This is a genomic window from Gemmiger formicilis (assembly GCF_016901605.1).
Lineage (GTDB): Bacteria > Bacillota > Clostridia > Oscillospirales > Ruminococcaceae > Gemmiger > Gemmiger formicilis_B.
On the sequence record NZ_JACJKP010000084.1, the window covers coordinates 1 to 11,991 of the forward strand.

Annotated in this window: 9 protein-coding genes and 1 pseudogene; all 10 read left to right on the plus strand. The window is 51.9% G+C overall.

The window, feature by feature from the left end; translation table 11 throughout:
* Window positions 1–42: 42 nt before the first annotated feature.
* On the plus strand, window positions 43–1,062 hold the full coding sequence (locus H6B10_RS08065) for an L-threonylcarbamoyladenylate synthase (RefSeq protein ID WP_204651122.1): 1,020 nt from the start codon (window positions 43–45) through the stop codon (window positions 1,060–1,062).
* Entirely contained in the window at window positions 1,059–1,664 is a 606-nt protein-coding gene (coaE, locus tag H6B10_RS08070) for a dephospho-CoA kinase (RefSeq protein ID WP_204651123.1), read from the plus strand. The genes H6B10_RS08065 and coaE overlap by 4 nt, the downstream gene beginning before the upstream one ends.
* A complete protein-coding gene (locus H6B10_RS08075) occupies window positions 1,657–2,247 on the plus strand; it encodes a lytic transglycosylase domain-containing protein (protein WP_204651124.1) in 591 nt (196 codons plus the stop codon). Before coaE ends, H6B10_RS08075 begins: the two co-directional genes overlap by 8 nt.
* A gap of 20 nt (window positions 2,248–2,267) precedes the next feature.
* Window positions 2,268–3,659, plus strand: coding sequence for an aminopeptidase (locus H6B10_RS08080; protein WP_204651125.1), 1,392 nt, complete (start codon window positions 2,268–2,270; stop codon window positions 3,657–3,659).
* Between the two features lie 171 nt (window positions 3,660–3,830).
* On the plus strand, window positions 3,831–5,450 hold the full coding sequence (locus tag H6B10_RS08085) for a peptidoglycan D,D-transpeptidase FtsI family protein (protein WP_204651126.1): 1,620 nt from the start codon (window positions 3,831–3,833) through the stop codon (window positions 5,448–5,450).
* A gap of 324 nt (window positions 5,451–5,774) precedes the next feature.
* The gene (gene alaS / locus H6B10_RS08090; protein ID WP_204651127.1) at window positions 5,775–8,435 is read left to right on the plus strand and encodes an alanine--tRNA ligase; all 2,661 of its coding nucleotides are present in this window, start codon (window positions 5,775–5,777) and stop codon (window positions 8,433–8,435) included.
* A 37-nt stretch (window positions 8,436–8,472) separates the two neighbouring features.
* Complete coding sequence (locus tag H6B10_RS08095; protein ID WP_204651128.1) at window positions 8,473–8,817, plus strand: histidine triad nucleotide-binding protein; 345 nt, start codon at window positions 8,473–8,475, stop codon at window positions 8,815–8,817.
* A 42-nt stretch (window positions 8,818–8,859) separates the two neighbouring features.
* Window positions 8,860–9,399 carry a phosphoribosyltransferase family protein gene (locus H6B10_RS08100; protein ID WP_204651129.1) on the plus strand — a complete coding sequence of 180 codons (540 nt, stop codon included), beginning with the start codon at window positions 8,860–8,862 and terminating at the stop codon, window positions 9,397–9,399.
* Between the two features lie 5 nt (window positions 9,400–9,404).
* Window positions 9,405–11,486, plus strand: coding sequence for a ComEC/Rec2 family competence protein (locus tag H6B10_RS08105; RefSeq protein WP_204651130.1), 2,082 nt, complete (start codon window positions 9,405–9,407; stop codon window positions 11,484–11,486).
* Window positions 11,473–11,991: pseudogene (locus tag H6B10_RS08110) on the plus strand (DNA polymerase III subunit delta); the annotation flags it as partial. The gene H6B10_RS08105 and the pseudogene H6B10_RS08110, both read left to right, overlap by 14 nt.

Here is an 11,991-nt window from a genome sequence, read left to right on the forward strand (position 1 = left end):
ACCGGGAAGAAAAACTCAAACAACATAGCGAGGAATAAAGATATGAAAACGCAGGTTTTGCCTGTTACAGAAGAGAGTATTGCGTTAGCAGCCAGGTTGCTTCAAAGCGGAGAACTGGTGGCGCTTCCAACAGAGACAGTTTATGGCATTGCGGCAGATGCCCGCAACGGCGAGGCTGTGCATAAAATTTTTGAAGCCAAAGGGCGACCCCAGGACAATCCGCTGATCGTTCATATTTGCGGGATGCAGATGTTGGAGGGGATTGTTTCCGATGTGCCGGAGCGGGCCAAAAAACTGGCACAGGCTTTTTGGCCCGGACCGTTGACGATGGTTATGCCGCGCGGACCGGAAGTCAGTGAAGTGACTTGCGCCGGCTTGGACACGGTCGGTGTGCGTATGCCGTCGCACCCTGTGGTGCAGGCAGTTATACAGGCCAGTGGCGTGGCGTTTGCAGCGCCGTCGGCGAATCTCTCCGGCAAACCCAGTCCCACCAACGCCCAGGATACACTGGTGGATATGGACGGGCGTCTGCCTCTTATTCTGGATGGTGGAGAAAGCGCAGTGGGCGTGGAATCCACAGTGGTGGCAGTGACCGGAGAACATCCGGTACTGCTGCGTCCGGGTTATATCACCAAAGAACAAATGGAAGCTGTACTCGGGGAAGAAGTACAGGTCAGTCCCGCAATTCTGGAAAAACTCAAAGAGGGCGAAGTGGCCCGTTCCCCGGGAATGAAGTACAAGCATTATGCGCCCAAAGCGCAGGTCACGATTTTGCGCGGCAGTTTTGATGCCTACCGGCAATACGTCACAGAACACGCCGAAAACGGTGTGTGGGCACTTTGTTTTGACGGCGAAGCTGCTCAATTGCCGGTTCCCGCCATTGAGTATGGGAAGAATCATGACGGTGTTACACAGGCACATCACCTTTTTACAGCGTTGCGGGAACTCGACCGTCAGGGGGCGGAAGTGGTATATGCACGCTGCCCGGAACAGGACGGTGTTTCCATGGCGGTTTATAACCGTCTGATCCGCGCGGCAGCATTCCGGGTGGTGACGCTATGAAAATCATCGGAATTACCGGTCGTTCCGGCTGTGGCAAATCCAGTGTGACAAAATTTTTGGCTGAAGAAGGCTATCCTTGTATTGATGCCGACCTGATTGCGCGTGAAGTGATGCTGCCGGGTTCGCCTTGCCTTGCGCAGCTGCAAACTGCTTTTGGGTGTGATATACTGGATGAGAACGGTGCTCTTCGGCGCCGCCTGCTGGCAGACCGTGCTTTTGCCACGCCGGAAGGCACCTGCACCCTAACGGAAATTACGCAGCCGGAAATATTGCATCGGATTGAGCAGCGCCTGGAACAAGCAAAACAGGAAGGCGCAGCTTACGCTTTTGTAGATGGGGCGGTGATCGTAGGCACACCGTTTGAGAAAAGGTGTGACCAATTGGTTTTGATTACGGCACCTTACCACACTAGCGTAGAACGTATCTGTGCCCGGGACGGTATAACGGCCGAAATGGCGTGCCGCCGTCTGGATGCACAGACTCCCCTGGATGTACTGCGTCAGGCTGCATCCATTGAAATTGTGAACGACGGTACCGCTGAACAATTGGAGAGTAAGGTCAAAGCTTTTTTGCAAGCTTTGGGAAGGGAGGAGTATGACTAAGAAAAGTATTGCCAAAAGGATTGTCAAAACAACAGTGGTGCTGTTGCTGATTCTTGCCTTGGCAGGAACAGCATTCTTCGCCCTTTTTCGAGAAAAAATTGACAGATGGGAATATCCGATCCAATATTCGGAGTATGTTACCTATTACGCGGATAAGTATGATATCGACCCGTTGATGCTGTATGCTTTTATCCGCACCGAAAGCAATTTTGATCCCATGGCAGATTCCGATGCAGGCGCCCGCGGATTGATGCAGATTACGGAAGTTACATTCGACTGGATCAAATCCAAAATCGCGCCCACCGAAAATCTGACTTTTGAGGATTTGTATGATCCGGAAACCAACATTCGATTTGGCAGTTATTTTGTCAGTTACTGCTTGCTGCGGTACCAGGATGATTTGCCTACCTCTGCGGCTGCATACCACAGTGGCCTGGGTACGGTAGATAAGCTGCTTGCACAGGCAGAATATTCGGATGATGGAAAAACACTGGATCATTACCCTTACCCGCAAATGCGGTTGTATGTGAAGAAGATCACCAGTAGCTATCAACGCTACCAGGAAATCTATACTGAATCATAATGTACGAAAGGATGTTGAATATGCAGACTACCGAAGAACTGAAAAAGCTTCTCTATAAGAACGAAACCGTTGCCGATGTTGCGCCGGAAACATTGGAAGCCGCGCAGAAATTCTGCGAAGGTTACAAAACTTTTCTAGATTGCGGCAAAACAGAACGTGAGGCAACTGCCTACAGCGAAAAATTGCTGAAGGAAGCAGGCTATAAGCAGTTTGTTCCCGGAGAAAAACTGGAACCCGGCACCAAGGTTTACACCATCAATCGTGACAAATGCGTACTGGCGGCTACGATCGGCAGCAAACCGTTGGATCAGGGCTTCCATCTGAATATCGCGCACATCGATTCTCCTCGTCTGGACCTTCGCCCGGTGCCTGTTTTTGAAAAGAACGGCTTGGGATATCTGCGCACCCACTATTATGGTGGTGTTCGCAAATACCAGTGGCCGACGATTCCTCTGGCATTGCATGGTGTTATTTACCGTGCAGATGGTACGCAGGTACAGATTTGCATCGGCGAAAAAGACGAAGATCCCGTCTTCTGCATCACCGACCTGCTGCCGCACCTGGGTGCAAAACAGAATGCCAAGCCGTTGAGCGAAGGTATTACCGGCGAAGATCTCAACGTGCTGATCGCTTCTCAGCCCATTGCGGACAAGGAAGCCGAGCAGCGCGTAAAGCTCAACGTGCTGGGAATGCTGTATGAAGCGTACAGCATTACGGAAAGAGATTTTACCCGTGCAGAAATCGAAGTGGTTCCGGCCCATAAGGCACGGGATATCGGTCTGGATCGTGCCATGATCGGTGCGTACGGTCATGATGACCGCGTGGATGCATATCCGGCCCTGATGGCGGAAATCGAGGTGAAGAACCCCGCCTACACGACGGTATGTGTACTGACCGATAAGGAAGAAACCGGTTCGGACGGTGTTACCGGCTTGAACAGTATGTATACCTTCCATTTCCTGCAGCAGCTGTGCCAGGCGCAGGGAGCCGATTACATTCTGGCATGCAAGGCGGCCAAGTGCCTTTCTGCCGACGTCACGGCAGCCTTTGACCCGACCTTTGCCGACGCCTTTGAACCGGACAACGGCACCTATGCGGGCAATGGTGTGGCCATCTACAAGTACACCGGCGCACGCGGAAAATCCGGCACAAGTGACGCTTCTGCCGAGGTTGTCAGCTACCTGACCCGTTTGATGGACCGCAACGGCATCGTGTGGCAGATCGGCGAAATGGGCAAACTGGATCTTGGCGGCGGCGGAACGGTGGCCAAGTATGTGGCCAACCAGGACATTGATACCATTGATATCGGTGTGCCGGTTCTGTCCATGCATTCGCCTTTTGAAGTGGTATCGAAAGCGGACGTGTACATGGCTTATTTGACCTTCAAGGCTTTCTGCGAGGATGCAGAGTAATCACTTCTTTGTGATTTGAAGCAAGGCAAGATTCCATAGACCTATAACGGGAGACTGTGAGTAATCAACTTACAGCCTCCCGTTTTTATTTGTGGCGGTTTGTAAAGCGATTCTTTGTCCCATACTGAACGGAAAGGGGTGGAGAAGATGTCACTGCGCAGGTTGTTTTCTATGGGAGGTATCCTGATTTTTCTGTCCGGTATTGTGCTGTGCAGAATTTTATGGGTAGGCACAGATACAACGTATGCGACTCGTGCGGGTGCCCAAACCGCAAGAAGTACCGTGCTGCCGCGTCAGCGAGGGAACTTTTACGACCGAAACGGACGTTTGCTGACAGGCTACACAAAGGCGTGGTATGCATTGTGCATTCCCGGGGATTCCAGCTACTCTACTTTATTTCCGTATGTGTCTTATGCGGAGCAAACAGAACTGTACGAAAAAAGAAACACAACTGCGCCGTTTCTGGTTCGTGTGGACCAAGACCTGAACGCTTTTGGTGTTCCGACCTATGAAGTAGCAGAACGTTACCTGCCGTCTCCCATCGCTGTGCACCTGGTGGGCTATCTGAACGGCGATGAGCAAGGGGTTGCGGGATTGGAAGCTGCTTACGACGATATTCTGGCCGAGTCCTCCGATTTGGAAATAGTCTCTTGTATAACCACTGCACAGGGACGGCTGTTGGGTGGCGAAACGCCCACATTGGAAGTAGAATCCGCCGGAACGGGGCAGGGGGTGCAGCTGACGCTGGATGCCGACATCCAAAGGTTATGCGAAGGAATTGCAGGTCTGTCAATGACAAAAGGTTGTATTCTGGTTATGGATACTAACAGTGGAGAAATCCTTGCGTCGGTAAGTGTGCCGGAATACGACCCGCGGAATGTGGCTAAAAGTATTCAGGCCGATGATACTTCGCTGATCAACCGCTCGTTGAGCGCTTTCAGTGCGGGATCAGTCTTCAAGGTGGTGCTGGCAGTGGCGGCTTACGAAAAAGGGCTGGATTGGTTTACACACGATTGTACCGGTAGTGTGGAGGTCGACGGACAGGTTTACCGATGCGCACAGGGCCGGGCGCATGGGGAAGTAAACCTGCGCGGCGCACTGGAACAAAGCTGTAACTGCTATTTTGTGGAACTGGGGCAGCTTCTTGGCGGAAAAACGATTTTGAAAACGGCAGAGTTATTGGGATTTGGAGAACCCTGTGCGGTGGCACCGGGATTGAAAAGCAGTTCCGGTATTCTACCATCGGAAGAAGCGTTAGATAATACCGGACAGCTTGCACTTTTCAGTTTTGGCCAGGGTGGCCTTACTGCGACACCGTTGCAAATCACCGCGATGATGAATTCCATCGCAAACGGGGGTGTATATCTGCCGCCTCGCTTTGTGTACGGTGTAGTCGATGACACGATGAAACTGGTATCAGAGGTTCGGACTGCTGAAAAAGCGGCTGTTTGCGATGAGGATACAGCTCGTGTACTGCGCAGCATGCTGCAATCTGTGGTAGAGGAGGGGATCGGCGGTGATGCCGCCCCTCAAGAACTGACTGCGGGCGGAAAGACCGGAACCGCACAGACAGGCCAATTCGACCAGAACGGAGAAGAATTATTGAATTACTGGTTCAGTGGTTTTTATCCTGCGGATCATCCGCGGTATACGATTACCGTATTGCAGGACAGCGTGATTGAACCGGAAATCTCCAGCGCTGCTATTTTTGCAAGCATTGCCAATGGCCTTCATGTCTGGGAGGGAAACGGTGCGGCACAGACCCCGGAAACCGCAGCAAAAACCAGTTGACAAGGTAAGAAAAGGGGCATATAATTATCTTGTAAAAAGGAAAATGGCGTTGAAGGGGCTAATGTTGATTTTTCGGCCTGCAGAGAGGGAACCCGTGAGCTGAAAGGTTTCCGGCAGATAAGCAACAAAGCCACCCCGGAGCTTTTGGCGCAGAGTCAAACGTATTTGCGGCGTTAACGCATGGAAAGTGGCAGCCGGTAACAGGCTGCAAACCGGGTGGTACCACGGAAGCGTTCAGCCTTCGTCCCTGTTATGGGGCGAGGGCTATATTTTTTTCATGGACCTTTTGTACAAATGAACCTATGGATGGGAGAACGTATCGTTATGCAATGGACCGGATTAAATGAACTTCGCGAAAAGTACTTGCATTTTTTTGAGACCAAGGGTCATCTGCGCCTTGGCAGCTTTCCGCTGGTTCCGAAAGATGACCCCAGCCTGCTGCTGATCAACAGTGGCATGGCCCCGATGAAAAAGTGGTTCCTGGGCCAGGAAGAACCGCCTCGCCATCGCGTCACTACCTGCCAGAAGTGCATCCGCACGCCGGATATTGAGCGTGTAGGTATCACCGCTCGCCACGGCACCTTCTTTGAGATGCTGGGCAACTTCAGCTTCCAGGATTATTTCAAAGAGGAAGTGATTCCCTGGGCGTGGGAATTCCTGACCAAGGACCTGGAAATTCCCGCTGACAAGCTGTATATCTCGGTCTACCTGGATGACGATGAGGCCTATGACATCTGGACCAAGAAAGTTGGCATTCCGGAAGATCACATGGTCCGCTTCGGCAAGGAAGATAACTTCTGGGAGCACGGCTCCGGTCCTTGCGGCCCCTGCTCCGAAATTTATTATGACCGTGGTCCGGAACATGGCTGCGGCAAACCCACCTGCAAAGTCGGCTGCGATTGCGACCGGTATATGGAAATCTGGAACTTGGTCTTCAGCCAGTTTGATTCCGACGGCAAGGGCAATTACGAGCGTCTGCCGCGCCCCAACATCGACACCGGCATGGGCCTGGAACGTCTGGCCTGTGTAATGCAGGATGTAGGGAACCTGTTTGAGGTGGATACGGTTGCTTCTGTATTGCACCATGTGGAGCGTATCTCCGGCAAACATTACGGCGACAACGAAAAAGATGATATCTCCATCCGCGTGATTACGGACCACATCCGTTCTACCGTATTTATGGTGTCGGATGGCATCCTTCCTTCCAACGAAGGCCGCGGTTATGTGCTGCGCCGTTTGCTGCGCCGCGCCGCCCGTCACGGACGCATGCTGGGGATTGATCACCCCTTCCTGACCGAGTTGGTAGACACTGTTATTGTTTCCAGCGAGGCCGGCTATCCGGAACTGCGTGAACATGAATCCTACATCAAAAAGGTGGTCGGTACGGAAGAAGAACGTTTTGGTCGTACCATCGATGCAGGTCTGAACATCTTGAATAATATGATCGAGGAGCGGAAAGCGGCCGGTGAAACGGTGCTTTCCGGTGCCGAGGTCTTCAAGCTCAACGACACCTTTGGTTTCCCGCTGGACCTGACAAAAGAGATCGCCAGCGAAGCCGGCTTCACCGTGGACGAAGAGGCGTTCCATGCGGAGATGACCAAGCAGCGTGAACGCGCCCGTGCCGAGCGCCTTGCCAAAGACATCTCCGGCTGGAGTGCGGACCTGTTTGGCGAGCTGGACGCCGAGCCCACCCAGTTTGATGGCTATGAAACTCTGCGTGAGAACGCAACGGTCCTCGCTTTGTCTGATGGCGAAGAATTGGCCGATGCCATTGCGACCGATGAGGCCGGTGAGAGCAAAGAAGGTGTTCTGGTGGTTCTTGATCGCACACCGTTCTATGCCGAAATGGGCGGTCAGGTTGCCGACTATGGTTATATTACCTCCGGTGAGGCCAAGCTGAAAGTAACGCAGGTTAAGAAGACCCCCAAAGGATACTTTGTGCATACCTGTGATTTGCTGGATGGCACCATCAAAGTGGGCGATGAAGTGACTGCCTCGGTAGATGAAGTGCGTCGCATGTCCATCTGCCGTAACCACACCGCCACGCACCTGCTGCAGAAAGCGCTGCGCGAAGTTCTGGGCGAGCATGTTCATCAGGCAGGCAGCTACCAGGACGACAAGATCACGCACTTTGACTTCACCCACTTCAGCGCAGTGACGCCGGAAGAACTGGTCGAAGTGGAGCGGAAGGTCAACGAGAAAATCTTCGCATCTCTGCCTGTAGTGATCCAGAATCTGCCGATCGAAGAAGCCAAGAAGATGGGCGCAATGGCTCTGTTTGGCGAGAAATACGGCAATGTTGTTCGGGTCGTGGATGCCGGCGGCTGGAGCACGGAATTCTGCGGTGGTACCCATGTACAGAACACGGCACAGATTGGCTGCTTTAAGATCCTGAGCGAGTCCAGTGTTGCTGCCGGTATTCGCCGCATTGAAGCCACTACCGGTTTTGGTGTTCTCCGTTTGCTGGATGAGCGTACGGAGACTCTGAACAAGACAGCTGCTGCACTGAAAGCCAACAACCTGAAAGATGTTGCAGACCGCGCAGAAGCTCTGACTGCTGAGCTGAAAGATACCAACAAGCAGTTGGATACTCTGAAAGCGGAAATGGCAGCTGCCAAGGTGGACGGCCTGTTTGAGAATGCTGCGGATGTGGATGGTGTTCGGATTATTTCTGCATACCTCACCGGTACCGGCGCAGACACGCTGCGTGAAATGGTGGATAAAGTCCGTGACAGAGCCCCCAATGCTGTGACGGTGTTGGTAGGCAGTGACGGAAACAAGACCATGATGGCAGTTGGTGTTTCTGTAAACGCAAAGGCACGCGGCCTGAAAGCCGGTGTTCTTGTCAAGAAGATTGCCGCCATCGCCGGTGGCAACGGCGGCGGCAAGCCGGATTTTGCTATGGCCGGTATCCGTGATGTCAGCAAGATTGACGAAGCGCTGAATGCCGTTCCGGAAATCGTAAAAGCTGAATTGAATCAGTAATTATACACCAACCATTTCTCTATAAAGGAGGGATAAAATGGAGAACTGTCTGTTTTGCAAAATTGCGGCAGGGGAGATCCCTTCCAACAAATTGTACGAAGACGAAACTCTGCTGGCATTTTATGACATTGATCCGCAGGCCCCTGTGCATTTTCTGGTGATCCCGAAACAGCACATCGATTCGGCGGCAGCGCTGACAGAAGAACACGCCGCTCTTCTGGGGCATATTTATGCGGTCATTGCAGAACAGTGCCGCAAGCTTGGCGTAGCCGAAAACGGCTACCGCGTTGTGACCAACGTGGGGCAAGATGGTGGCCAAAGCGTGAAGCATTTGCATTTCCATGTGCTGGCTGGCCGCAGTCTGGCGTGGCCTCCGGGCTGATGCCGGAATTCCGGATTTTATCAATAAAAAGAGGTTTCTACCATGGCTGATACCTATACACTGCACATTGCAGGGCTTACCCGTGAACTTCCCATCTGCAAGGTGAATGATCATCTTGATATTGCCGCCTTTATTATGTTCAGTGATGTGGAATTGACCGAAGCATGCGCCGCTGCACTGCTCAAAAAAGCGCCTGACTTTGATGTGATCCTGACAGCGGAAGCCAAGGGAATCCCTCTGGCCTATGAGATGGCACGCCAGAGTGGGAAGTACTGGATTCCTGCGCGTAAAGGTCCCAAGCTTTACATGCGTAATCCGGTGGTTATCGAGGATGAATCGATCACCACCGTGGGCAAGCAAAAGCTAGTCATCGATCAAAAAGATATTGAATACATGAACGGAAAACGTATCTTGATTGTGGATGACGTGATTTCGACGGGCGGTTCGCTGCATGCCCTGGAAACGTTGGCCGCGAAAAGTACGGGTACAGTTGTAGGATGCTGTGCGGCTTTGGCGGAAGGCGACGCTTCTAAACGCACGGACATCTTCTTCCTGGAACCGTTGCCGTTGTTCCTTCATTAACGGAAATGAAACGTAAACTTGCTTGGTTTGGTCTTGGTTTTGCCTTGGCCGAATTGTTTGCAGCTTACATGCCGCCGCTGGTAATTGTGCTCGCGGCGGCACTTTTTGCATTGCTGCTGTTTTTGTGCTGGCAAAAAAACACGCGTTTTCCTTTATTGGGTACAGTATGCGGACTCGCGTTTTTTGCACTTTATAGCGCTATCGTTATTTTGCCGGTGCGCCAATATATCGGCCAAACAGCAGCGTGCACGGCTGTGGTTCAACCGGATAGAGAATCTTCCTATCAAAGTGGTTATTTTCGTGGAACGCTGAAAATTATCGAGTGTAATGGGCAGCAGACAAATTTCCTGGTGGAATGTGATGCTTTCCCTGATGCACGGCCGGGTGATGTTTTCACTGCAACGTTTTTGCTGGAAGAGTTGGATGAAGACGCTTACAAAATGTCCAAACTTAGCGAAGGCGTCTACCTGCAGGCGGAATATCAGGAAGCATTTACCATAAGTGCCCACAGTAATGCACTGCCATATGTGCTGTATGATTTACGGAAAGAGCTTGCCAGCCTGTTGCAGCAGTGGATGCCGACAGAAGAGGGAGCACTGGAAGCAGCGATGCTACTCGGCGATAAAAGTGAATTGACGGAATCGTTGCAGGGGGCTTTCCGCGCATCCGGCGTGTCGCATCTTCTGGCGGTTTCCGGTTTACATGTGGCATTGCTTTGCGGTATTTTTTCTTTAGGGTACCGACGAAAATTTTGGCGTCCGCTTATTATTTTTCGTGCAGCACTTGTTGTGTTTTATATGCTTTTGACAGGAATGTCCATATCCGTTACCAGAGCCGGAATCGTGTTTTTACTAGCACTGGCAGGGGATTTCCTTTTGCAGCCTGTCGATTTGCTTACTTCTACCGGTGCGGCAGCAGTTCTTATTGGATTGCAAAATCCTTATGCGCCCTGCGACGTTGGATTTCAATTGTCCTTTTGTGCGGTACTTGGTGTGCAGTTGGCGGGGGCCGTATCCCGTACGGAGGAAACATGGCTTCCGGATGAATGCAGCCCGGGTATCTACAGGTTCCTTTCGCTGTTGTTGGATATCATCGAACCTGTGCAGGTTGCGTTTTTTGCCAGTTTGGCTACGCTGCCGGTATTGGTTGCACAGGGACTTTCGGTCAGTGGTGTCAGCGTTTTGACCAACCTCTTGGTAGTGTGGATGCTTCAGCCGGCGCTTCAGCTTGGTATTGCGGTTCTATTACTGGCAATAGTTCCGTTTTTGACGCCGCTGGCTCATCTGGCTAGCCTTCTTCTTTCAGTATGGCTCTATTGGATGATTCAGATTGTGCGCTGGTGTTCTCAATTGCCAATGGCTCGCATATTTCTTCCGACGAGATATACATTGTTGGTCTTTGCGGTGCTGGCTGTTTTGGCGATTCTTTTCTGGCGCAGCCGCAGGCTCGTATTGTATCTTCCGGTAGCTGCAGCGTGTACTGCGCTGGCGCTTTTGCTGGGAAACTGGGCCCTGCATGATGTTGTACGGATTGCTTTGGTGGGGGCATCCAACAACCCTTGCCTTGTGTGCACCCAAAATGGAAATGCGGTTGTTTTGTTCCGCGGTGGACAAAGCAATGTGAATGCGGTAGAAACTTACCTGCAAGAAAACGCTTCCCCTACAGTGGCTTTGTGTGTAGATTTGCGCCAAGAGCCATCGGAGCTGGATTTTCCGTTTTCGGTTACACTGCGGGCGGAAGAAATGTCTGCGTACTCTACCAGGAAGATACTTGACGATTTGACACTGGACTTGTATCATGAGAAAAGTGGAAATCTGGCAGTTGTGGGAACAGGTTCCCATCACGTCGCTATGATGGCGGGGAACATTCAGCTGGCTGCACCTGTTTCGGTGGACGTGCTTTGCGCAGCGGGGGCGTTATCCGACTCGGTAATGGCCAACACCATTGTATGCTGTACAAAAGAACCAACCTGGCTTTCAAAAGTGGAAACGGAATCTGTTCTGTACGGGGCACAGGAACCGGTTATTGTGATCCGCCCTGAACGGTCTATAGTTATCGAGGAGGTGAAGCCCCTTGCTTTACAGTGAAAAAGAATTGAAAAAACGCCTTCAATCCGGGTGTTCGCTTTATTATTTTTATGCTTCTGATGAGGCTCTGGTACGTTCGGCTGCCAATAAAGCCCTTCATGTCCTGAAGGAACAAGACCCCGAAACCACCGTTTTGGATGGCCCGACCCCCACTGTGGAAGAGATCGTCCTGGCAGCGGGTACAATATCCTTTTTTGGCGGAAAGCGTCTGGTGCTGATGCCCTTGATCAAGCCGTCCACCTACTCGGATAAAGATCTGCAGGAACTCTGTGAAACCCTACAGGACACGGAAAATGCAATCTTTGTAATGACCAGCCTGATCGAAGAAAAATTCGGGAAACTTCGTCCCGGTAAGCGCGAACAAAAGCTCATTGCCGCCTGCGAAAAGATTGGGTATTGCGTTCAGATCAATAAGCCTGGGCGTTCCGAACTCCAAGCACTGGCACGTTCCTGGGCGGAAGAGTCTGGTGCCACTTTCGCACCAGGGACTGAAGCGGCGCTTTTG